A 24,576-nucleotide genomic window follows, 5' to 3' on the forward strand; every position below is an offset into this window, starting at 1 on the left:
TGCGTCTTTGATCTTACCCAAACCGCGCTGCCCTAAAATATCAAACTTACACAGACCTACATCTTCAGCAATATGCATATCAAATTGTACTGTTGGAAAATCTTTAGGCGGTAAATGCGTCGCAGAAAAGTAATGAATAGGTCTATCTGAAATTAAAATTCCGCCGGCATGAATGCTGAGATAATTAGGCTTTTTATGAAAATAAGCCGCATATTTAAGGATGAGCTGCGCGATCGAATCTAAGTCTGAAACATTAAACTGACCGCTACTCAACTTATCTATTTCGGTTTTAGGGAGTCCAAAAACTTTGCCCAGTTCGCGTACGGCTCCGCTATGTTTAAAAGTGACATACGAGCCCAGTAAAGCAACTTGATTGTTTTTTCCGAATTCTTTAAAAATATAAGCCGTTACATCCTCGCGATCCCAAGTAGAAAAGTCGATGTCAAAATCAGGCGGACTACTTCTATATTCATTTAAAAAGCGCTCAAAATATAGATCTAATTCTATAGGGTCCACATCAGTTATGCGTAACAAATAAGCTACAATACTGTTCGCACCGCTACCGCGACCTACATAAAAATAATCTTGACTTCGGGCGTATTCAATGATCTTCCAATTGATCAGGAAAAAAGAAACAAAGTCTTTTTTCTTGATAAGCGTAAGCTCTCGTTCTAGTCGCTCCCTAATTTTAGGTGTGATCTCATCGTAACGCTCTTTTAAACCTTTTTCACAAAGTGCTAAAAGATGTTTGTAGTCTTTTTGTTCGCTGCCAAAAACAGTTTTTAAATTTTGATTTTCACGCTCTTTAGCAAATTTAAAATCGATGCTGCATTGCTTTAATAACGCTTGAGTGTTTAATAGAATCTGCGGAAACTCTTCAAATAGATTTTTTATCTTTTTTGGATCAAACATTAACTCATCAGGTAAGGCCTGTGCTTCTTTTGGGAGTTTACTCAGCAGACAATTCAGATCTATGGCACGCAGTAACCGGTGCGCATTAAAATCTCTTTTAGAATTAAAACTCACCGGAAGCAACAAGACCAATTTGTCGTGATAAGTGCTGTATTGAGAAAAGCGTAGCTTGTTTAAATCGTGAATACCAATACCTATAAACTCATTTTCACTGAAATGGGTTTTGTCTAATTCAAGCGCGCGTTCAAAAGCATAAATGGTGAACGCATTTTTAAAAGCTGGAGCTGTTTCGGGGAAATTAGTTTTGTTATGAAGGTGTTGTGCTAAGAAATTATTGAGTTCAAGATAGCCTTCGTTGTTTTTAGCAAGGCATACATAGCACTGTTCGATTCCGTTTCTAAAATCTACACCTAGCACAGGCTTGACTTTTTTTTCTTTCGCTTTGCGTACAAAATTGAGTCCGGCAGAAGTACTATTAATATCAGTAAGTGCAATAGTGTCCAGCTTATAATCTACCGCAAGATCAAGCAACTGCACCTCAGAAAGAGTGCCGTAACGTAAACTGAAAAAAGAGTGACAATTTAAATACATAAAATACTAAGGTTGCTGTAAATGCTACTGATGTCTGTGTGCTAAAACAATAGGCGGTTGCCCATTAAACGGATTGCCTTGTCCACCAATGGTGCGCGAACCTTCGCCCAGCGTTGCAGCGCGCATAATACTGCGGTCTCCGTAACGCAGGCGTATCGCATCCATCGCTTTATAGAGATTGACGGTGCGGCTAGTGTTTTCAAAAAGATCTATCTGGTAGTGTCCTTCGGTCAAGCCGCTATAGCGCACACCAACTAATCGTATGAGCAGTCTGCGGTTATAAAGTTTTTCAAAAAGCTCTAAGACCTGCGGAATCAAGTTGTGATCTGCGGCGGTATACGGAACCTTAAGTTGTTTTGAATAGGTCTGAAAATCTGAATATCTCACTTTTACCGTAATGCAGGAAGTCAATTTATTGCCTGCACGCAATTGAAAGGCCAGATTTTCGGCCATTGCACGTATGGTTGTTTTGAGTTTTATGAGATCTGTGGTGTCTCTACCATACGTACGCTCACTAGAGATCGATTTGCGCTCGTGGTATTGCACAATAGGTGTGCGGTCAATACCATTTGCACGTTCCCAGATGACTCTTCCGTTTTTGCCAAAAACAGAAACCATCATTTCTACCGGCATTTGCTGTACCAGTCCTACTTTTTTAACGCCCAGATTACAAAACGTTCTAAAAGTTTTTTCGCCCACCATAGGAATTTTTCTGATAGAAAGTGGCTCGAGAAAGATTTTCTCAAAACCAGCATCAACCTTTAGTTGGCTGTCTGGCTTAGCCTCATTTGTAGCGACTTTTGAGACGGTTTTATTCACTGAAAGACCAAAGGAAATAGGCAAGCCTGTTTCTCTAATAATTTTAGTTCTAAGCTCTTTAGCAAATTTATAGCAACCAAAAAACCGATCCATCCCGGTAAGATCTGCGTAAAACTCGTCTACACTTGATTTTTCTAAAACCGGAACTTGTTCCTGTAAAATATCGGTTACCATTTTAGAGAATTTGGTATAAACACTTGCGTTACCGCGTATGTAGGTGGCGTGTGGACAAAGCTGTCGCGCCATGCGCATCGCCATACCAGAGTGTACGCCATAAGCACGACACTCATAGCTGGCAGCGCTCACCACACCACGATCGCCGGTACCACCTACAATCACTGGTTTGCCTATAAGTTTGCTGTTTAATCTTCGTTCGCATGAAACGAAAAAAGTATCAAGGTCGAGATGTAAAATATTTCGATTCATAATTTATTAGGAATAAATACAAAATTATGGAAATATTCCTAATAAGTGAAAATCTCAAATTTTATTTGATGTTAAAACTTATGCGGCCTTGTCTGGTCTAGGATTGTATAGAATTGTCAGAAATATAATTTTGAAAGGCTTCTTTGTAGCCTTCAGAAACAGTTATGCGTTTTCCTGAAATGATAACTTGACTGCGTTCTATTTCATCAATTTTATCTAACGAAATAATAAATGAGCGATGTATGCGCATAAAGTTAGACGGCAACTCTTGTTCTAAAGCTTTTAGACTTTTTAGGGTGAGCACCGGTTTTGACTGACTCGCGAGGTAAATCTTTATGTAGTCTTTTAAACCCTCAAAATAAAGGATGTCGTCGAGTTCTAATTTTACCTGTTTATATTCAGATTTTACAAAAAGGTATTTTTTAGGTGGTGTGGTGGTAGTGTCAGTAGCCGTGCTAACTAACTTAAACCACGATAGCGCTTTGTTTGCCGCTAGTAGGAATTCGGTGTAATTAAAGGGTTTTAAAAGATAGTCTAGCGCATCTACTTTATAGCCTTGCAAGGCATAACTATCAAAAGCTGTTGTAAAAATAACACGCGTGGTTTTGCTAAGCGTTTTAGATAATTCAATGCCCGTTAGATCGGGCATCTGTATGTCTAAAAAAATAAGATCTATTTGTTCTGTATTCAGAATTTTAAGCGCTTGAATGGCGCTACTGCATTTTCCTTTTAGATCAAGAAAGGGTGTTTTTTGAACATAACTTTCTATAAGATTGAGCGCCATAGGCTCATCATCAACAACAATACAGGAAAGTTTAGGTTCTTGAGAAATACTCATCTAACAGGAATGTTGAGCTTAGAGATAAATAAATCATTTTGCACATCTATTTTGAGCTTGTGATCATTACCGTAAATTAATTGTAAACGTTTATCTAAGTTAAGCAATCCTATGCCAGAACCACTCTGATCTGTGGCATCTTTAGGGTAATAATTGTTAACCGAAACAAATTTAATAGTTTCTTCTTCTACACTGATTTTAAAATCAATGCGTGATAATTCAGTTGATGAGATCCCGTGTTTAAATGCGTTCTCGATAAGTGTGATGATTAGCAGTGGCGCTATTCTTACGTCGCCGGAAACTGTAGGAAAACTATAATTAACGATGACATTGCTAGAAAACCGCAGTTTCATCAACTCGATATAGGTTTTTAAAAAATCTATTTCTTTCTGAAGCGGTACATACTCGGTAGCGGTTTCATAAAGCAGGTAACGCATTAATTTACTCAAGCTGTGAATGGTTTCTTTTGCTTGGTCTGGAGCAATATCTACAAGCGAATAAATATTGTTTAACGAATTAAAAAAGAAATGCGGCTGAAGCTGGTAGCGTAAATACTGCAGTTCTGATTCAAGCTTGATCTTTTCAGCTTCTTGCGTGCGGGTCTCGTCTTTTTTCCACTTTTCAATAGTTTTAAATGCTAGTGCAAAAACTAACGGAACCACAAAAGTGATACTGTTTAAATAAATGAATAAACCCTCGTGAGGTGGGCGCTCTATGGTCTTGTTCTTGGCGAGAATATGCTCAAGATACATTTCTTTAAGCTCATAATTTAAAAACGCTAAAAGACCAATGAGAACCAGATTGATGAGGATAAAAACAGTGTTCTTTTTCTTAAACAGAAACGCATTGATCAAGTATAAATAATTCAGATAAAAAATAACTGCATACAAACCTAAAGGCACCCAGGTATTCATAGCTACCGGCGACAATTCTACTTGACCACCCGCTAAAAAATAGGGCGTAAAAAACAGAGCCGCCCACACCATAAGGTGCAGTAAGATTAGAATTCGTTTGTTTCTTGTGAAATGCATACTTGTTTTTTATTGGCTCCGCCAAAGGGTTTAACATTCCGTCCCGATAGCTACCGGGATGTTTTGAAATTAAAAGTTATTCGTAACGTAAGGCCACAATAGGGTCTAGAGCAGCTGCTTTGCGCGCCGGATACCAACCAAAGAATATTCCGGTGATGGCACATACTGCAAAAGAGATGATCACAGAATATAAAGTTACAATAGTAGGCCAGTTAAACACATTCTGAATGATCAAAGTTGCGCTGATGCCTAGAAGCACCCCTAAAATTCCGCCGGTGATGCTTATAAGAATAGCTTCGATCAAAAATTGAATTAAAATATCAGCTCCCTTACCGCCTACCGCCATTCTTAGTCCAATCTCGCGTGTACGCTCTTTAACCGAAACATACATAATATTCATAATCCCGATTCCGCCAATTAATAATGAGATACCGGCGATGGCTACCAAAAGTACGGTGAGAATTTCGCTCGTAGAACTCAGTGCGGTGATTAACTCTTCCATAGAAAAAACATTGAAATCATCTTCTTGCGGATTGGTGATCTGGTGGTTTTCTCTAAGAATAGCCGAAACCTCTTCAACGGCATCTGGCGCCTGCTCTTCATTTACTGCCGAAGCAACAATAGATTGTAAATAATCTATGGCCAAAATACGCTTTTGAACAGCAGTATACGGCGCCAGAATAATATCATCTTGATCTTGCCCAAAGGTATTTTCGCCTTTAGGCTCAAGAACCCCAATGACTTTAAAAGGGATTTTATTAAACCGAATCATTTTACCAATAGGGCTCTCTCCATCAGGAAAAATGTTCTCAACAATGGTCTGGCCTATCACGGCAACTTTAGCGGCAGATTTAACTTCAGCGGAAGTAAACATACTGCCTTCTGCCAGCTCAAGTACGCGAATGTCAAGATACTCCGGAGTCACCCCATAAATAGAAGACGGCCAGTTATTAGCACCGCTAATCACTTGACCACTGCCGGAAACTTGAGGCGAAATCGCGGTGAGCAAAGTCGCTTGATCTCTAAGGCTCTCATAATCTTCGAGCTTAAGACTTTGCATTTCGCCGGGATCAGTACGCACACCGCCCTGCATTCCTGCGCCGGGACGTATCGTGATCATATTAGACCCCATGCTTGATATTTGAGTTTTTATACTTTGTGTAGAACCTTCTCCCACAGCAAGCATCGCAATAACTGAAGCAACACCAATTATAATCCCCAACATCGTCAAAAAAGTGCGCATCTTATTCAGTTTGATAGCGCGCCAGGCGATCTTTAATAAGTTTAAAATTCTCATATCAATTTTCTTTAGGAAGCGCTGCAAGCTCTTGGACTGCGTCTAGAATGTCTTCGTTGATTTTATCTGAAATGATAGTGCCGTCTTTTAAAATGATGGTGCGATTACTGAAGCGTGCGATATCATCTTCATGCGTTACAAACACAATGGTTTTGCCTTTTCGGTTTAAGTCTTGAAAAAGCGCCATGATCTCGTAAGAAGTTCTAGTGTCTAAGTTTCCGGTGGCTTCATCTGCTAGAATCACCACGGGATCATTTACCAGTGATCTGGCAATCGCTACACGCTGTTGTTGCCCTCCAGAAAGTTGTGCTGGGGTATGATCTAGGCGCTCGCCTAATCCCACAAGATTTAAAGCGTCAATTGCGCGTTTTCTGCGTTCTTCAGAAGAAACCTTACTGTTGTATAAAAGCGGAAGCTCTGCATTTTCAATAGCTGAAGTTCTAGGTAATAAATTATACGATTGAAAGATAAAACCTATTTTCTCGTTGCGTATTTGCGCGAGTTCGTTTCGGCTTAATGCATTTACGGCAACTTGATCAATTTTATAACTCCCCGAAGTAGGCTGGTCAAGACAGCCCAGAATATTGAGCATTGTACTTTTGCCGCTACCGCTTGACCCCATTATGGTTACAAACTCACCTTCTTTTATAGCATACGAAATGCCTTTAAGTGCGTGAACGGTTTCGGTACCCATAATAAATTCGCGTTTCAGTGTATCTATGTCTATGATCGTTTTACTCATGATTTTACTTTTTTCCGGGAGGTTTTGGCATAAAAGGGCTACTACTGTCTTCTGCGCCGCTTTCTGAAGCTGTAATTGTTTTTAAATTATACACCAGTTTAGTACCGGCTTGCAAACCAGATTTAACCTCGATATTGATTCCGTCGCTTGCACCTAAAGTAACTTCTACCGGTTTTAGTGAACCATCAGCGGCATATTGCCAAACTCTACTTTTTCCTTCGGAAACTTTAGGGATTTCGGAGATGGTTTTATCTATTCCCTGTTGTTTGTAGTAAGTGTTGATCTCATTTAGAGCTGGATTGAAGTTTACCGCTTTAGCTTCCGTAGTCAATACATCATCAAGTTCTAGCGTGTAGATCGAAACGGTTGCAGTAAGTCCCGGTTTGAGTTTAAGATCCGGGTTGTCTGCTTTTATGACTACTGTGTAGGTAATCACGCTTTCTTCTTCGGTAGGATCTAGGCGCACCTGCGTAACCGTACCCGTAAATGTCTCGCCTTGATAAGCATCTACTGTAAAACTTACGCGCTGTCCTTCGGCAACATTGCCTATATCTGCTTCATCTACATCTGCTTCAACCTGCATTTCTTTAAGGTCTTTTGCGATGGTAAACAAAGTAGGAGTTTCAAAGCTGGCCGCTACCGTTTGCCCTTCGTCAACCTCTTTAGAAAGTACCACGCCGTCAATAGGTGAATAAATATCTGCATAACTCAAGTTGGTTTTTGCTTCCTGCAAATCAGAAAGTGCTTGAGTAACCGAAATTTTGGAGTTGTTGAAATTGTATTCCGCATCATCAAAATCTGCCTGACTGATGACCTCTTCTTTGTAGAGTTTTTTCTGTCTTGAGTAGATTTTATTATAATAATTGCGCTGAGTTACCGCATTAGAATAAGAAGCATTTGCTTGCTGAAGGGCTGCTATTAAATTGGTTTTGTCTAACTCGGCAAGGAGTTGACCTTTAGTGACTGTACTGTTATAATCTACATAGATCTTCTCTACTTCGCCTGATACTTGAGTACCTACTTCAACTTCAGTAAGAGGTTCTATGGTACCGGTTGCGGTAACCATAGTGGTTACTTTTCCTTTGGTTACCGTTGTGGTTTCGGCGGTAATGGTTGTGCCTGAATCTGCTCCGAAGAAGGCATAGCCTACCCCTGCGATAACGCAAACCAGTATAACGGCAAGAATTATTTTTGACTGTGTTGTTTTCATCTAATTAAAGTTTGATTTCGTTTCCTTGATAAAATTGAAGCAGCTGCGCATAAAGGATTCCCAGATACTTGGCTTGAATGTAATTTTGCTCAGCATTGCTGTATGTGTTTTGGGTAAGCACCAAGTCTGTGGTATTGATGGCGCCTACTTCATATTGTTTTTGAGCAAGTTCGTAAGAGTCTTTTGCTGCATTTCGGGCGGCCTCAGCGGCGAGCAACTGTTCTTGAGAAGAGCGGGCATTTCTCCACGCGGTCTCTACTTTATTATAAAGTTCTTTTTCTTGAGTACGCAAGGCGATGTTTGCTTTTTCAATATTGATTTTGGCGTTTTGTACGTTGGCTTTAGTCTGGCCTCTATTGAAAATGGGCACACTTAAAGAAAGTCCCAGACGCTGGTTGAAATTAATATCAAACTGATCTGTAAAACTCATATCCTGTATGCTGGTATATCCGCTACCTAAACTGCCTGTCAAGGATAGTGTTGGGAGATAGGCGCCTTTTGCGATTTCAAGATCTTTTTCTGAAATGTCAATATCTAGTTTGCTAGCGGCAATTTCCGGAAGGGTATTTAAAGCATTGTGATAGACGTCTACCTTGTCTAGTAGGAGTGTACTGCCGTTATAATCAATATCAGGATCAACGATATCAAAGGTGGTCTCAGGCTCAAGTTCTAGCAATTGTCGTAACAGCAGCAATTGAGCCTCATAACTGTTTTGTGCTTGAATCAATTCGTAATTATTAGAAGCTTCCTGAGATAAAGCGTCAGAATAATCTTTTTTAGCGATCGCTCCCGCATCATAACGTGATTTAGCAATTTTTGATTCTTGTTGCGAACCTGCTAATGTATTCTTTGCAACAGCAATTGCTTCTTTATAGTATAAGGCTTGAAGATAGGCTTCGGTAAGACTTAATGTGATATTGTTTTTAGCTTCCTCAATAAAGAGCGCACTTTGATCAAGCAACAGCGCGTTTTGATCAATTTGATTATTCAGTTGTGAACCTTGAAATAATGTGATTGAAGTATTTAAAGAGGTGCTTGTGCTAAAGATATCCTGATTTACATAGTTGCTGGTAATGGGATCAATGCTGTAACCGCGACTGTAAGATTCAGATGCGCTACCGGTAAGATTGGGTAATCGTTGTTGTTTTGATTGCTTGTAGTTTACCGCGGCACTGCTTGCATCTAATTGGGCGTCTAGAACCGTAAGGTTGTTCAGAGCAGCATAATCAATACAATCTTGCAATGACCAGGTAACTTGATCAGGATCTGTTTCTGTAAGTTTCTGCTGAATTGCTTCAAGCTTTTCTTGAGCTTTTGACAGCAGCGGAAACAATACAATTAGTATGATGAGGTATTTTTTCATTTGGCTATTCATTAAAAATGATAGTCCAAAATACCTGAGTTTAAAGCAGTTTTACACTACGTAATAGAAGTTGAGCGCGATTCTCTAGACGAATCCCGTTGTTTTATAGAAGTTATTTTTTAGTTAACTGAAGAATTATGCAAAAACAGAGTATGCCTGAGCTGTAAAATAGGGCTAAGCTATTTGATTTAAATTCAGGTTTTCATAGGTTTCCTGAATGAGGGCTTTAGAGTATTTACGTTCTAAGCGTCTCAACGTAAAATGTGCAGTTGCCATTTTCTGAAAATGCGAGATGAATAAAACATTGATTGAAGCGCCAGCGGCAGCCCCGATAACAGGGATGGCCTGAGCGGCAAATTTTTCACCTACTTGTACACTAAAACGCGCCGCAACCTGATTGATGAGTTTTGCAATAGGAGCTGCTGTTTGAGCAGTGATCGTTTCTATAATCTTTTTAGTGCCGTTTTCGGCAATGTAAGCGCTGGCTTGATTCATCGTGGTGTGTAGTGCGGCTCGCGTCGCATAATAGCTGGTGTCGAGTTCGTCATCGTGTTCAGAAGTTCCGCCTAGCGCGAAGACTTGTAAACAGGCTAGCTGAGTATCGATACTATGAACATCTTCACCTTGACTTCGGGCGATATCCATAATGGAGCGCATCATAAACTTAGTAGAGAATAATAAATCTGCTGTAAAACCCGCCACACCAAAAAATCCACCTGTAGCTCCGGAAATTCCGGTGGCGAGTTTGTAGGTTAAATTAGAAGAAGGCAGGCTACGCTTTTCGGGTTTTAGCGTTTTTAAATTGGCTTTTACAGCTAACTGTAATGCTTTTTGAATCGTATCACTAACCTTATTCTGAAGATTTTTTGGTAAAAGTTCTAATCCTGAATCTATAGGCGTGCCAATGGTATTGAGCGCGCGCATCAAAAAGGAAATCTCATCAAGGTCTTTGCGGGATTTTTTGATGAGGGCTAGGTCTTCTAGCGAAATTTTATCTGTTTTAGTGAGTTGCGTCATTGGTGTTATTCAACAGTTATAAGCCTAATATACACTTTACAAATTAAGCGCGAATCAAGATGATAATATGTAGTTAAAACGAAACTTTAGATTTTTTATTGGCACTGCCAGCTTGTAATACCTTAGATGGTTGGCAGGCTTTTGGGAAAATTGAAAAAGAGCGAAAAATTAAATAATCTTTTTACTAAAAATAGCATTCATTCGTCCCCTTATTCGCACCCTGAAAAAGAAAAAGCCCTGTAAAGCTAGTGTTTACAGGGCTTATCTAATCTAAAAGTGGTACCTCCAGGAATCGAACCAGGGACACACGGATTTTCAGTCCGTTGCTCTACCAACTGAGCTAAGGTACCTCGCCAAAGCGGCTGCAAATATAAAATCAATTTTTAGATTGCACAACAGTTAAATGAAAAAATCTGCTAATAATTTTTATTCCTTTTTCTAATTATATGATTGCGAGGTATTAGGTATTTGTATTTTTGCAAAAAAAATTGACATATGATCAATCTTGCTATAGATTTTGGAAATACTCGCGTAAAATATGGCGTATTTCAAAATTCAGAGTTAAAACTAACCTGGGCAGGAAGCGTGTCTGATGCTAAGACAAAGCTGGTTGAATTACAGGAAACCTATGTCATTGATAAAGCAATGCTTTGCGCTACGGGCAATTCAAAAGATTTTGTCACGTTTGTAAAAAAAGCAGGTCTTTCAATTGAGGTTTTGTCGTCACAGACACCGCTGCCGTTTGCAAACGATTATGAGACACCACAAACACTAGGTGTTGATCGTATCGCTCTGGTGGCTGCTGCTCAAAAGTTGTATTCAGGAAACCATGTTTTGGTTATTGATGCCGGTACGTGTGTGACGTATGATTTTAAAGATGCTTATGATGCTTATCAGGGAGGTGCAATCGCTCCGGGATTACACATGCGTTTTAAAGCGATGCACGAGTTTACGGCAGGTTTGCCGCTTGTAACGTATCCTGAGGCTGAGGTTCCGGTGATTGGCAAGAATACAGAAAGTGCCATGCAATCTGGTGTGATTAATGGATTGATTGCCGAAATAGAAGGGGTAATACGTTGGTATCAATCAAATTATGAGCAATTAACGATTATTTTAACAGGAGGGGATGGGCTATTTTTGTCTAGTAGGTTAAAAAATGGCATCTTTGCGCATTCTAATTTTCTCCTGGAAGGACTGAATTATATAATAGAATTTAATAGAGATTAATGATAAAAAGAATATTAGTAGTTGTTTTAATTACCATTACAACTTCTGCATTTGCTCAGGAAGGAAATTCATCACCGTATTCATTTTATGGCTTGGGGCTCTCTAATTTTAAGGGGTCAATAGAAAATCAAGCGATGGGAGGGTTAAGTATACTAGGAGATAGTATACATACTAACTTTAGAAACCCTGCCGGATATGGTGCACTTAAGCTCACAAACTTCACCATTGCCGGAAGTCATCGGGAAGTGAATTTAGAATCTGATAATCAAACAGGTTCTACCACTTCTACTACCATAGACTATTTATCTTTAGCTTTTCCTGTGTCAAAAAGAGTAGGTGTTGGCTTTGGTCTGATCCCAGAAACTTCTGTTGATTATGAGATTTTTGAAGGGGATGATGAAGCGCTCTCGCAATATACCGGGAGAGGCGGAGTCAATCGCGCTTATTTAGCTGCGGGTGTTGAGTTGTTTAAAGGCTTTAGAATTGGTGCAGAAGGAAGCTATAATTTTGGAAGCATTAAAAACGAGAGTATTCAAGCTAACGTTGATCAGCAATATAGCGTGCGCGAAATCAATGAGTCTGATGTAAGCGGGTTTACCTATAACCTAGGCGCTCAGTTTGAAACAACACTGACCAGAGATTATAAAATTTTCACTTCTGCGAGCTTTCAGCCGGAAACCACCCTTACGCTGGAAAATGAGCGAGCTTTAGAATCTGTAATTTATTCGCGCTTAGATAATGCAGTTATAGGCGTGGTGGATTCTCAGGATATCCCGGTAGGAGATACCGAGTTTATTAATCCAAATGCATACTCATTTGGTTTAGGTACAGGTCAAGTAAATAAGTGGTTTGCCGGTGGTCAAATTGAGTTTTCCGAAACGAGTAAAATGACCAATAGAGCATTTAATATTGCAAATGCTTCTTATGACGATTCATTTAAATATCGATTGGGAGGTTATTTAGTTCCTGATTATAATTCACTTACAAGTTATTGGAATAGAGTGACCTATAGAGTGGGTGCGCGCTATGAAGAATCAGGATTATTAATAGAAAATCAGTCTATTGATGAGTTTGGCATATCTTTTGGACTTGGGTTACCGTTAGGAAGAGGATTCAGTAATGCCAACATCACTTTTGAGTATGGGCAACGCGGAACAACAACCGCCGGTCTCGTAAAAGAAGATTTTTTTAAAGTTGGTCTTAGTTTATCGCTTAACCCGCTTAGACCGTGGTTTGTTCCTAACAAATACAACTAAAATTCTTAATATTGCTTTTTTAAACCTTACAATGATGAAAACTAAACTGACATTACTTTTTATAGCCCTTGTGGGAGCTGTAAACTTCGTGAGCGCTCAAGCAACCGAAGAATGCATTACCACAATGTCTATTTTTTCAGAACACGCAAAAGTTAAAAACTATGATGCGGCTTATGAGCCTTTCATGAAATTGCGTAAAGATTGCCCAACCACTTCTTATGCACTTTATCAATATGGAGAGCGTATTCTTCACCATAAAATCGAGAATTCTACCGGTGCAGAGCAGAAAGCATTTCTTGCTGATTTAAAGAAATTATATAAAGAGAAAAAAACACATTTTGCAAGCAAAGCAAAAGAAGGTGATGATATTGCTGATGTTGCACTTGTAATGAATGAGAATAACATTGGTACTGCTGAAGAGCAATATGCAATGTTTAACGAGGCTTGGGAGACTGATAAAGAGACTTTCAACAATGCTAAAGGACTTTATGTGTATTTCAACTTAGCTGTTGAATTACAAGAAGCAGGTAAAATTGAATTACAAGAAGTATTTGATCTTTACGATGCATTACAAACTAAGATCACAGATGTTCAGAATGATTATGCAGAGCGTCTTCAGAAGATTTTAGAGAAAAATGAAGCAGGTACTGCGTTAACTTCACAAGAGAAAAGAGTGGAGCAAATTGCAGAAGTAAACCTTTCAAACTATTCTAAAATTGCTGCTGGTATTAACCAGAAATTAGGAGTGCTTGCAGACTGTGATCGTTTGATTCCTTTTTATGAGGCAGATTATGAAGCTAAGAAAAATGATGTTGCTTGGGTAAGAGGTGCAGCAGGTCGTTTGATCTCAAAAGAATGTACAGATAGTGAATTATTTGTTACTCTTGTTGAGCAGTTAAACACTTTAGAGCCTTCAGCTAAAACTTCATACTACTTAGGTCGTCTTGCTGAGCAACGTGGTGAAGATGCAAAAGCACTTCAATACTACGAGGAGTCTGCAGAGCGTCAAGATGATCCTGCTGAAAAAGCTAAAGTATATTACAGACTTGCAGAAAACTTTAGAGGTAAAGCAAGCTATAGTAGAGCTCGCGGATACTACCAGAAAGCGGTAGCGGCTCAGCCTTCTATGGGTATTGTGTACTTAAGAATTGCAGATATGTACGCTAAAAGTGCTAACAACTGTGGTAACACACGTTTTGAGAAATTAGCGATCTACTGGTTAGCTGCAGATATGGCTGCACGTGCAGGACGTATTGATCCTTCATTAGCAGATACAGCTAATAAAACAGCAGCTGCTTACCGAGGTCTTGCTCCTACAAGAGAGATGATCTTTAGTGAAGGAAATGCAGGACAACGTATTTCTTTCAGCTGTTGGGTAGGCGGTAGTGTAACCGTACCTAGTCTATAAGTGAGTAGAAACTCAAGACATATAATCTTAAACTTAGTCACAGCATTTGCTGTGACTTTGTTTTTTAGCTGCGGAAACAACACTGAAGCGATTCAGAAATTCAATCAGCGCTCAGAAGGGCCTTCAGCAGAAGGTGAGGGAGTGTTGTTAAAATATACAGATTCTGGTAAGGTTGTGGCTACGCTAAAAACTCCGTTGATCATCGAGTATGGTTTGGTCGACTTTCCGTACGAAGAATTCCCAGAAGGGGTTGCGGTGACTTTTATAGATGATAATAAAAAGGAGAACTACATCACTTCAGATTATGCGATTAGATATAAACGTACAAATCTTATAGATCTTAGAAAAAATGTGGTGTTGATTACCAGTGATTCTACCAGACTTGATGCTTCTCAATTGTTTTGGGATCAAAAGAATAAATGGGTGTTTACAGATAAACCTTACACCATTAAATTTCCTGATGATTCTTATAATAACGGGGATCTTTTTGATAGCAGTGAAGACTTTAAAAATTTTATATCTTTAGATAATCAAAGCCGAATGTATGTAAGTGAAACTGCAACAGAGGCACCTAACGACAGCATACAATAATGTCAAAATACTTTAAATACTTCGAATACGCCTACCTGTTCTTTGCTGCGCTCTTTTTATTTGAAGCCGTGAGAATTTGGAGTACAGAGCCTAATAAGGCCTATGTATTCTTGTTTTTTGTGGCAGTAGCCATAGGGATGTATTTCTTCAAGCGTAGGTTTAGAAAGAAGTACGAGCAACGCAATCAGAATTAATCAATGGAGACTGATATTCTCATAATTATTATTTCCTTGATTTTGTCTGCATTCTTTTCCGGGATGGAGATTGCGTATGTTTCTTCAAATAAAATTCATATTGAGATTGAAAAAAAGCAAAACGATCTCATTGCAAAAGTACTTACAAAGCTTACTCAGAAACCGTCAAAGTTTATTGCGACTATGCTGGTGGGTAATAATCTCGCACTAGTAGTGTATGCCTATTATATGGGAGGAATTCTTCAATCCTGGATTGAAGGTGCAAATTTTGGTTACCCGTGGCTAACTGATTTTTTTGTAGAATTCAGTTTGTTGACGCAAACGTTGATTTCAACGCTCTTAGTACTTATTACTGCCGAATTTCTTCCTAAGGTATTCTTTCAGATTTACGCTAATTCGCTTCTGAAAATATTTGCTGTACCTGCGTACCTTTTTTACGTAGCATTCAGTTTTATCTCCTCCTTTATCATTTGGATTTCTGATAAGGTTTTAAAAAAATTCTTTAAAACGGAAGGAGATGAGGTGCAACTCGCGTTTACCAAAGTAGAATTAGGGAATTATATCACCGAGCAAATTGAGTCGGTAGAAACTAATGAAGAACTCGATTCTGAAATTCAGATTTTTCAGAATGCACTAGAGTTTTCCGAAGTAAAATCCCGAGAGGTGATGATTCCACGTACCGAAATCGTAGCGGTCGAAAAAGAAGAATCGCTATCGGAGCTTAATGCGATGTTTACCGAGACCGGACTTTCAAAAATATTGATCTATCAGGAGTCTATCGACGACATAGTAGGGTATGTCCATTCCTTTGAACTGTTTAAAAAACCACAAAGCATAACTGATATTTTGCGTCCGGTGATTTTTGTGCCCGAAACCATGCTGGTTAAAGATGTGCTGAATATTCTTATAAAGAAGCGTAAGAGCATCGCGGTTGTGATTGACGAGTATGGCGGAACAAGCGGGATGATGACGGTTGAGGATATTGTAGAAGAACTTTTTGGAGAGATCGAAGATGAGCACGATAGCGTTGTGCTTATTGAAGAAGAAGTTGCAGAAGGTGTGTATAAATTTTCGGCGCGATTAGAGGTTGATTATATCAATGAGGCTTATAAGTTAGAGCTGCCCGAAGATGAGAATTATGAGACTTTAGGCGGACTCATTGTTAACCATACCGAAGGAATTCCAGAAGAGAATGATGTGGTGGATATAGAAGGCTATCAATTTCATATCATACAAACTTCAAACACTAAGATCGAGCTGGTGCAAGTACGCGTCATAGAAAGCGATTAAGGTCTTCTCAATTCCATTAACAATACTTTTTATTTTGGCGATTTTAGATTTTATTTTTTCATATAAAATGGTATTTTCGCCCACTATTTGACAAACACTTAAGAAATGGCAGTTTTAAACAAAATTAGACAGCGCTCTGTATTTTTAATTGCGATCATCGCCTTAGCATTATTTGCTTTTGTATTGGCAGACGTATTTAAAAACGGTGGTTTTTCTACAGATAAATCGCAGCGAATTTTAGGCTCTGTGAACGGTGAAGATATCGAGCAGCAAGAATTTGCGCAATTAGTAGATAACCAGACCGCGCGTTACGGTAACAACATTACCAATACTCAGGCGGTCAATGCAGCTTGGGAACAAGAAGTGCGTCGTATCATTCTTGATGAGCAATACGAAGAGTTAGGTATAAGCATTGAGCGTGATCGTATAAATGATCTGCTTAAGGAAGCTTTGCAAAGTGATCCTAATTTTCAAAACGAGAATGGTGTTTTTAGTGAGCAGAAACTTAGAGAGTATATAGCTACGTTAAAATCTACTAACCCGCAAATGTATGAGCAGTGGGTGGCTTACGAGCAGCAGCTGGCAAAGAATGAGCAGCAGCAAATTTATTTTGATTTGATCAAAGCTGGTTTGAATACAAGCTTTAAAGAAGGTCAAATGGATTTTGAAATGGAAAACAACCTGCGGGATTTAGAATATGTGCAAGTGCCTTACACTTCAATTCCTGATGAAGAGGTTACTGTTTCTAAAGAAGAAATTACAGCATATATTAAAGAGCACGCTAACGAATTTCAAACCGAAGCTGCGCGTAACATTCGTTATGTGAAGTTTAATGAAGATCCTACTTTAAATGATGAAGAAGCGGTAAAAGCAAATTTATCTGAATTGCTTGAGAACCGAGTAGAGTATACAGCTGCTACTAAAACGAACGATACTGTAGCAGGTTTAGCAAATACTACAAATCCTGAAGATTTTGTAAACGAATATTCAGACGAGCGCTATACTGATCTGTATTTGTTCAAAAATGAATTGCCGGCAGATGCTTCAGACGAACTTTGGGCATTGAGTGAAGGTGATGTATATGGGCCATATAAAGATGGTGCTGCTTTTAAAATTTCAAAAGTGGTTGCAGTGTCTCAGATTCCTGACTCGGTACAATCTTCACATATTTTACTTACCTATCAAGGTTTGGCAAACGCGGGTGCACAAACACGCACTAAAGCCGAAGCTAAAGCGCTTGCAGATAGTCTTGCCGGGGTGATAAAAGGAAATGCTTCAAAGCTTGCAGAATTAGCTCCTGAGTATTCAGCAGACGGAAGCAAAGAAAAAGGCGGAGATCTTGGTTACGCGACTAAAGGTCGTTTTGTACAGCCTTTTAACGATTTTATCTTCGATGGAAAAACCGGAGATGTTGGAGTTGTTGAATCACGTTTTGGGTATCACGTAATTCGTATTACTGATCAAAAAAATGTTCAGCGCGCAATTAAATTGGCGACCGTAACTAAAGCTGTTGAGCCTTCGCAAGAAACCATTAACAATGTGTTTAACGAGACTACTAAATTTCAAATGGCAGTCACAGAAAACAAAAATGGTTTTGAAGATGTGGCAAAAGAAGGAGGTTATAACGTTCGTCCTGTAAACAGTATCAAGGCTCTTGATGAGACGTTACCGGGACAAGGAAGTCAGCGTGAAATCATCAGATGGGCATTTGATGAAGAGCGTAAAACTGGAGATGTTGAGCGTTTTAATGTTGATGGAGGCTATCTTGTGGTACAGCTTACTAAGAAAACAGAAAAAGGTCTTTTACCTGCGGATGAAGCTTCACCACGTGTGACGCCTATCGTGCGCAATCAGAAAAAAGCCGCGCAGATCAAGAAGAATATTTCAGGATCTGATTTAGCAGCTATCGCTAGTGCAAATAACGTGACCGTTCAAACTTCTCCTGGTGTAAACCTTAAGAACCCTACTTTGGCTGGTTCTGGTACAGAACCTAAGGTCGTGGGTAAAGCATTTGGTTTAGAAGAAGGAAATGTTTCTGCTCCTATTGAAGGAAACCGCGGGGTGTATGTGGTTAAAGTGACTAAAATTACTCCGGCGCGTGAACTAGACAATTATGCAAGTTTTGCGGTTCAGAAGCAAAATGCTGACCGTGCTACTGTAAATATGCGCGTAGTACAAGCTTTAAAAGATGCTTCAGAAATTGAAGATAAACGTTCTAACTTTTACTAGTAGAAACGTTATTTAAAATATAAAAGCGCCGCACAATTGTGTGGCGCTTTTTTTATTGGCGCCGCCAAAGGATTAATATTCCGAGGCTTGCCGCGAAATTGAAAATTTGTTTCCAACTAATGCCTTACAGGCTTACTCTGGGATGGTTTACGGGTACTTCTAAAAGGAATAATCGCGCTGCAAAAGTTTGTCTTCAGACTATTAATTAGACTGAATGGACATCCTTAGCTGAATATCATTTCGTCAAAGCTAAGTATGGTTTCATAGCCTTTGGCTCTAAAATAATCCTGCGCTTCAGGACCACCGGTAGCTAAAATAAAATCACCGCCCCAGGCACCGAGACTTTTAATGCTTCCTTTAAAATCAGGAAATAAGTTTTGCTTTACGGTTGGGATATTCAAAACAGAAGCAATGATGCGTTCATGGGCTTCTATAAGCACATTAAAGCTGAAAATACTATCAACGGTCAATAAGGTTTCGGTAATACCGGAAACCTTCTGAATCGCCTCTTTTTTGCGTGCTTCGGGTTGCTTGCGGTAATTGGCGATAGCTTCACGGCTGTTTTGTTTTTTATTGAGATAAACAAAGAAAAGCTGATCGCTAAAGTCAGGATAAAAATTGGTTTGAAAAACCTGCGGAACGCCCTCAGAGCGTTGATACAAAATTGGACTGTCATTTCCTGCGCAAGCAATATCATACCCGCTTCCGCCAAAAGTGAGTTTGAGCAGTTTATAAGCATCAACTTCTGCCCACTGTGCAAGCATATAAATCAAAGTCGACGAACTGCCTAATCCCCATTTTTGATGAAATTCCAATTGCGTAGTCACTTTTAAAGAAGGTTGTTCTTTAAGAAATTCGGGATTCAATTTTTGAGCTACAAGTAGAATTTGCAGTAAACGAATTTCAGGATTTTCAGACGCTGCTGGTTGCGATTGTTTAAATAATGCATAATCTAAATGAAAGGTAAACCAGACCTCGCCAGACTCTTTAAGTCCTTCCCAGGTGATACCGGGTTGTTCAGCTTCGGCTACCGTTAACTTCTGACCTTTTTTAGTAGGAATGGCAAGAGCCAATGCTCCATCAAGTACAAGGTATTCGCCGGTGATCAATAGTTTTCCGTGGCCATAAAAGTGTTGCGCCATATTATTCGGTTACATTTTCGGGATTATCAGAAATCGATTTTTGAAGTGTGTAAATGGCATTTACAGCATCTTTAGTGGCTGTATTGGCCATTATCGCTACGGCAATCTCTTTATGAGGAAATACCACCACGTGGCAGTAATAGGTGCCGGCACTTCCGTCGTGATAACTTATCTGATGGCCGTTTTTAGAAATATTTCCCCAGCCATAAGCATAGTTGTTAAGTCCAAAATGCAACTCTTGGTAAACCTCTGCTTCTAGAAAATTATCCTTTCCTAAAAGTCCTTGAAGATGCAGTTGTAAAAACCGAGCATAATCCTGACTGTTCATAGCAATATCTCCTGCGCTAGACATATACGCCGGTAATTTATATTCGTGATCAGGACCTAATGCCGTCAGCGTGCCTTTTGAGTTAATATGCCCCCATGGATTGGTATCGTTTTCTTTGTTTGGGAAACCTACAAAATAATCTAAGTCCAAAGCGTTCATAGTTTCATCAAGCAAAGTTTTAAACGGCTTTTCAGTGGATTTCTCTAGCATAAGTGCGGCAAGGACATAGCCGGCGTTAGAATAGGTGCCGGGGTCTGAAGGTTTTTCTTTTAGAATTTCTTGTGTAAACGCATAGCGTTTTTCGCTTGTTGAACCTTTCAGAGTATTGAATTTTTCCAGATCTGCACCTTTAGTATAGGCGTTGATCCCTGCATTATGCGACAGCAATTGACCCAGCGTGATATCTAGGTAAGCGGGATTACTGCTGTTTTCTAATTCAGGAAATAACTGAAAAAATCGTGTGTCCCAGTTAATAATTCCTTGTTCACTCAAATGCTTGGCGATAAAAGCGGTGATGGCTTTAGAGTTACTCCCTAAATGAAATTTAGCGTCTTGGGGTATTCGAGCTTTTTTAGCAGTCCTAACTTTGCCGTTTATAAATGAAAATATACTATCTGGAGTGATCAAATTAACAGATATCGCCGGAATCTGATGTGCTTGCTGTGCTTTCTTGACCTGAGACTGAAAAGCTTCAGTGAATTGCTGAGCAAACCCAAAACTGCTGATTAGCATTAAAAGTAAGAGTGCAGACTTTTTCATAAATTTTGGTTTAACTCAAATTCAAATTACTGATTGAAACGCTTTTGCCACCTTTAATTTAAGCGTTTTGTGCTGATTTTCGAAGGTTGGTTATAAGATTCCCTACGGCGCTGTAGGTAACTTTGTTGGTTTTAAAATGTTGAATTGCCAGATTCTTTTCTTCCTCAGATGCTTCAAATTGATTGAGCATATTCATCAGATGCATTTTCATATGCCCTTTTTGGATCCCGGTAGTGGTCAAGGATTTTACAGCGCCAAAGTTCTGCGCAAGACCGGCTACAGCAATGATTTCCATAAGTTGTGGTGCGCTTGGGTTGCCTAGCATTTCTAAATTCAACTTCACTAGAGGATGTAATTTTGTGAGTCCGCCCACAGTACCTAATGCCAATGGGATTTCAATCCAAAATTTAAAAATGCCGTCTTCGATGGTTGCGTGGGTTAAACTGGAGTAGCTTCCGTCTTTGGCAGCGTAAGCGTGAGCAGCAGCCTCAATCGCTCTAAAATCATTGCCGGTGGCGAGCACTACAGCGTCGATGCCGTTCATGATGCCTTTGTTGTGTGTTACCGCGCGATAAGGCTCAACTTCTGCAATGCGCACAGCTTGTACAAATTTGTTTGCAAAAAGCTGTGGATCGATCCCATCTGCTTCTGAAAGTTCAGAGACCGGGCAGCTTACTTCTGCGCGTACAACACACCCGGGAACATAATTGCTCAAAATGCTCATGATGACCACAAGCTCTTGATCAGCAGATTTAAAAGAAGCCTTTTCATTATACAAACGCTGCCAACTTTCAGCGATCTGCTCTAGGCACGTATTGATAAAATTGGCGCCCATCGCATCAAGTGTTTCAAACGTAGCGTGCAGTTGGTAATAATGCTCAAGCGTATTGGTTCTGTTGATAAGTTCAAGGGATTTCAGACCTCCACCGCGACGCTCCATGGATTCCGTATGCGGTTTTAAATCTTCGATGATCTGCGCTTTATGGTCTTCAAAAAAAGCACTGATCTTTTTAGAATCTCCGGAAAAGGTAAAATGAACCTGACCTATTTTTTCGGTACCTAATATTTCAGCTTTAAATCCGCCGCGTGACATCCAGAATTTTGCAGCTTTACTCGCTGCTGCCACCACCGAACTTTCTTCGATCGCCATGGGGATGGCAAAACTCTTATTGTTGATGATAAAGTTAGGAGCAATGCCGAGCGGAAGATAATAGTTAGAAATGGTGTTTTCTATAAACTCATCGTGCAGCTGTTGCAGTTTTTGATCATCATTCCAGTATTGCTTTAAAATTTGAGTAGCATTTGGGTTAGATGACAAGAAGTTTGAAGTTAACCAAGCTATTTTTTCATCTTTGGTCAATCGGGAAAAACCTTGAATGGTGTGTGGCATAGCAAAAATTAGTATTGAAAGTCAGCAAACTTTTGTTTTAGAAAGTGACGCGACAACAGGCAATTTAATAGAAATTCTAAAATTCAGGTTGCCGGGTAAAGATAGTATTTTGAATAGGTTAGTGCTGAAGAAATGCATTTTCAAAATCAAAATAGAATCCAAATTCTTAAGAAAGAGGGTAATTGGTGAAACCCATTTAAAAAACGGCAATTGTCTTCCGTAATAAAAATGATAAAGCAACGCAGTATTTTACGCAAATCACTGCGTATTTAACAACGAAATTGACGGTTCTTTAGTTAATTTTTAGTAAAATTGGCGGTCTATTTTTTACGATATAATAACTATGAATATTAGAAAAACTACCCTTTTGCTATTATTGCTGGTAGCGGGAGTGGTCACTGCACAGCAAAAGAATATCACCCTAGAAGAAATTTACGACGGCACCTTTAGAATGCAATATCTTGACCGACTGCATTCTATGAATAACGGGAAAGAATATGCTGTTCTCAATACCGACCGCAACACAGGAACAAAAACACTAGATGTTTATAGTTATAAAACCGGTGAAAAAGTAAATACCTTGATCAATTCAAGCGAGATCGACGGGCTGGATTATTTCATTGGTTACACGCTGAGTGCAGATGAGAGCAAAGCTTTACTGAGTACAAAATTACGCTCTATCTATCGCCGCTCATCATTAGGCGTTTATTACGTTTATGATCTAGAGACCAAAGAATTGGTTCAGGTTGCTGAAGAAGCTATTCAGGAGCCTACTTTCTCGCCAGATGCTTCAAAAGTAGCTTATGGCCGTGATAACAATATTTATATCAAAGATCTGTCTAGCGGAACGACCACGCAAGTAACTACAGACGGAGCTAAAAATAAAGTAATCAACGGGATCACCGATTGGGTTTATGAAGAAGAATTTGCGTTTGTTAGAGCTTTTGATTGGAATGCAGACGGAGATAAAATCGCATTCATCCGATTTGATGAAAGCGAAGTTCCTGAATTTTCAATGGATGTCTTCGGAAATGAATTATACCCTTCTAAAGATACGTTCAAGTATCCAAAAGCCGGAGAAACCAACGCTACTGTAAGTTTGCATATTTACGATGTAGCTTCAGCCGAAACAAAAGCGGTAGATTTAAGTGGATTCCAAAACTATTATATTCCGCGGTTAGAGTGGACGCCGGAAGCAAACGTACTAGCAGTACAAACTACAAACCGCAAACAAAACGATATCAATCTTCTATTTGTTGACGGGACTTCGGCAGAAGCCAAACTCATCCTTTCAGACAAAGACGATGCTTATGTTGATATAACTGATAATCTTACTTTTTTAGAGGATAATGATTTCATTTGGACCAGCGAAAAAGACGGCTGGAATCATATTTATCTTTATGATAAAAACGGAAAGTTAAAAAACCAAGTGACTCAAGGTCCTTGGGAAGTGACTAGTTACTACGGTTATGACCCTAAAAGTAAACGCGTATTTTATCAGAGTTCAGAAAACGGTTCAATCAATCGCGGCGTGTATTCAATTAAAGTAAACGGAAAAGGAAAAGAAACCCTTGCTGCAGAAGCGGGAACCAACTCGGCTAATTTCAGCACAGATTTCACCTATTTCATCAATAGCTTTTCTGACGCCGAAACGCCATATGTCTTTACGTTAAATGATGCTGAAGATGGAGATGTAGTTCGCAAGATCAAAGACAATCAAGCCTTAAAAGATCAATTTGCTGACTATGTAATTTCAGAAAAAGAATTCTTTACGCTTCCCGTAAATGGAGAAGAGCTTAATGCGTATATGATCAAGCCGAAGGATTTTGATCCTAATAAAAAGTATCCTGTATTTATGACCCAATATTCCGGGCCGGGATCGCAAAGTGTGGCAAACAGCTGGAGCGCCGGAAACGGATATTGGTTTCAAATGCTCGCGCAAGAAGGTTATATCATTGTTTGTGTAGACCCTCGAGGAACCGGATTAAAAGGACGTGACTTTAAGAAAATGACCCAGAAAGAATTGGGTAAATATGAGGTTGAAGATCATATCGCTGCTGCGCAGGCCTTAGGCCAGCGTGATTATGTAGATGCAGATCGCATAGGCATTTGGGGATGGAGCTACGGTGGTTTTATGGCTTCTAACTGTATTTTTCAAGGAGCAGACACCTTTAAAATGGCAATTGCTGTTGCGCCGGTAACCAGCTGGAGATTTTACGATTCGATTTATACAGAGCGTTATATGACGACGCCACAGGAAAATGCTTCGGGCTATGACAATAACTCTCCGCTTTCTCACGTAGATAAGTTAGAAGGTAAGTTTTTATTGGTACACGGTAGTGCAGATGATAACGTACACGTTCAAAACAGTATGCGTTTGATCGAAGCTTTAGTGCAAGCTAATAAGCAGTTTGACTGGGCGATCTATCCTGATAAAAATCACGGGATTTATGGCGGCAACACGCGCCTGCATCTGTATACTAAAATGACAAATTTCATTAAAGAAAATTTATAAG

20 protein-coding genes and 1 tRNA gene (1 of these 21 only partly in view) are annotated in these 24,576 nt (G+C 39.4%); 8 read left to right on the plus strand and 13 right to left on the minus strand.

Annotation, left to right across the window (positions count from 1 at the left end; all coding sequences use genetic code 11):
- The 10 genes from LDL79_RS10580 to LDL79_RS10625 all read right to left on the minus strand — a co-directional run.
- On the minus strand, positions 1–1,503 hold the 5' end (the start) of the coding sequence (locus LDL79_RS10580) for a DNA polymerase III subunit alpha (protein WP_225597684.1). Its footprint begins 1,506 nt before the window's first position; only the first 1,503 of its 3,009 coding nucleotides appear in the window; the start codon lies at positions 1,501–1,503; its stop codon lies off the left edge, out of view.
- Between the two features lie 24 nt (positions 1,504–1,527).
- The gene (gene dinB, locus LDL79_RS10585; protein WP_225597685.1) at positions 1,528–2,748 is read right to left on the minus strand and encodes a DNA polymerase IV; all 1,221 of its coding nucleotides are present in this window, start codon (positions 2,746–2,748) and stop codon (positions 1,528–1,530) included.
- Between the two features lie 97 nt (positions 2,749–2,845).
- Positions 2,846–3,586 carry a LytR/AlgR family response regulator transcription factor gene (locus tag LDL79_RS10590; RefSeq protein ID WP_167596163.1) on the minus strand — a complete coding sequence of 247 codons (741 nt, stop codon included), beginning with the start codon at positions 3,584–3,586 and terminating at the stop codon, positions 2,846–2,848.
- Entirely contained in the window at positions 3,583–4,617 is a 1,035-nt protein-coding gene (locus LDL79_RS10595) for a sensor histidine kinase (protein ID WP_072984381.1), read from the minus strand. The genes LDL79_RS10590 and LDL79_RS10595 overlap by 4 nt, the downstream gene beginning before the upstream one ends.
- A 76-nt stretch (positions 4,618–4,693) precedes the next feature.
- Positions 4,694–5,914, minus strand: a complete 1,221-nt coding sequence (locus LDL79_RS10600) for an ABC transporter permease (RefSeq protein ID WP_072984379.1) — start codon at positions 5,912–5,914, stop codon at positions 4,694–4,696.
- Between the two features lies 1 nt (position 5,915).
- On the minus strand, positions 5,916–6,656 hold the full coding sequence (locus LDL79_RS10605; protein WP_225597686.1) for an ABC transporter ATP-binding protein: 741 nt from the start codon (positions 6,654–6,656) through the stop codon (positions 5,916–5,918).
- 4 nt (positions 6,657–6,660) lie between these two features.
- Positions 6,661–7,866, minus strand: a complete 1,206-nt coding sequence (locus tag LDL79_RS10610; protein WP_225597687.1) for an efflux RND transporter periplasmic adaptor subunit — start codon at positions 7,864–7,866, stop codon at positions 6,661–6,663.
- 4 nt (positions 7,867–7,870) lie between these two features.
- Positions 7,871–9,229, minus strand: coding sequence for a TolC family protein (locus LDL79_RS10615; protein ID WP_225597688.1), 1,359 nt, complete (start codon positions 9,227–9,229; stop codon positions 7,871–7,873).
- Positions 9,230–9,403: 174 nt separating this feature from the next.
- Complete coding sequence (locus tag LDL79_RS10620) at positions 9,404–10,246, minus strand: EcsC family protein (RefSeq protein ID WP_225597689.1); 843 nt, start codon at positions 10,244–10,246, stop codon at positions 9,404–9,406.
- 277 nt (positions 10,247–10,523) lie between these two features.
- Positions 10,524–10,596, minus strand: a tRNA-Phe gene (locus LDL79_RS10625).
- Positions 10,597–10,741: 145 nt separating this feature from the next.
- On the opposite strand from LDL79_RS10625, the gene LDL79_RS10630 reads away from it, so the two are divergent.
- From LDL79_RS10630 to LDL79_RS10660, 7 genes are all read left to right on the plus strand, one after another.
- Positions 10,742–11,473 carry a type III pantothenate kinase gene (locus tag LDL79_RS10630; protein WP_225597690.1) on the plus strand — a complete coding sequence of 244 codons (732 nt, stop codon included), beginning with the start codon at positions 10,742–10,744 and terminating at the stop codon, positions 11,471–11,473.
- On the plus strand, positions 11,473–12,729 hold the full coding sequence (locus LDL79_RS10635; RefSeq protein WP_225597691.1) for a BamG family beta-barrel-assembly machinery protein: 1,257 nt from the start codon (positions 11,473–11,475) through the stop codon (positions 12,727–12,729). The genes LDL79_RS10630 and LDL79_RS10635 overlap by 1 nt, the downstream gene beginning before the upstream one ends.
- Before the next feature lie 31 nt (positions 12,730–12,760).
- Positions 12,761–14,137, plus strand: a complete 1,377-nt coding sequence (locus LDL79_RS10640) for a tetratricopeptide repeat protein (protein WP_225597692.1) — start codon at positions 12,761–12,763, stop codon at positions 14,135–14,137.
- Positions 14,138–14,728 carry an LPS export ABC transporter periplasmic protein LptC gene (gene lptC / locus LDL79_RS10645; RefSeq protein ID WP_225597693.1) on the plus strand — a complete coding sequence of 197 codons (591 nt, stop codon included), beginning with the start codon at positions 14,138–14,140 and terminating at the stop codon, positions 14,726–14,728.
- Positions 14,728–14,922, plus strand: coding sequence for a hypothetical protein (locus LDL79_RS10650; protein ID WP_072984364.1), 195 nt, complete (start codon positions 14,728–14,730; stop codon positions 14,920–14,922). Before lptC ends, LDL79_RS10650 begins: the two co-directional genes overlap by 1 nt.
- A 3-nt stretch (positions 14,923–14,925) precedes the next feature.
- Complete coding sequence (locus LDL79_RS10655; protein WP_225597694.1) at positions 14,926–16,212, plus strand: hemolysin family protein; 1,287 nt, start codon at positions 14,926–14,928, stop codon at positions 16,210–16,212.
- 105 nt (positions 16,213–16,317) lie between these two features.
- Positions 16,318–18,441: a peptidylprolyl isomerase gene (locus tag LDL79_RS10660; RefSeq protein ID WP_225597695.1), complete on the plus strand. Its 2,124-nt coding sequence runs from the start codon at positions 16,318–16,320 to the stop codon at positions 18,439–18,441.
- A gap of 224 nt (positions 18,442–18,665) precedes the next feature.
- Here LDL79_RS10660 and LDL79_RS10665 read toward each other — a convergent pair whose 3' ends face one another.
- From LDL79_RS10665 to LDL79_RS10675, 3 genes are read right to left on the minus strand one after another with little or no spacing between them, the layout of a single operon-like run.
- Entirely contained in the window at positions 18,666–19,583 is a 918-nt protein-coding gene (locus LDL79_RS10665) for a GYDIA family GHMP kinase (RefSeq protein WP_225597696.1), read from the minus strand.
- A 1-nt stretch (position 19,584) separates the two neighbouring features.
- Positions 19,585–20,670 (minus strand): serine hydrolase domain-containing protein, encoded by a 1,086-nt coding sequence (locus tag LDL79_RS10670; protein ID WP_225597697.1) that lies wholly within the window; start codon positions 20,668–20,670, stop codon positions 19,585–19,587.
- Positions 20,671–20,728: 58 nt separating this feature from the next.
- Entirely contained in the window at positions 20,729–22,060 is a 1,332-nt protein-coding gene (locus tag LDL79_RS10675) for a hydroxymethylglutaryl-CoA reductase, degradative (protein ID WP_225597698.1), read from the minus strand.
- A gap of 343 nt (positions 22,061–22,403) precedes the next feature.
- Here LDL79_RS10675 and LDL79_RS10680 point away from each other — a divergent pair, with 343 nt between their 5' ends.
- Positions 22,404–24,575, plus strand: coding sequence for a S9 family peptidase (locus LDL79_RS10680; RefSeq protein WP_225597699.1), 2,172 nt, complete (start codon positions 22,404–22,406; stop codon positions 24,573–24,575).
- Position 24,576 lies beyond the last annotated feature (1 nt).

The organism is Leeuwenhoekiella palythoae (genome assembly GCF_020310025.1).
GTDB lineage: Bacteria > Bacteroidota > Bacteroidia > Flavobacteriales > Flavobacteriaceae > Leeuwenhoekiella > Leeuwenhoekiella palythoae.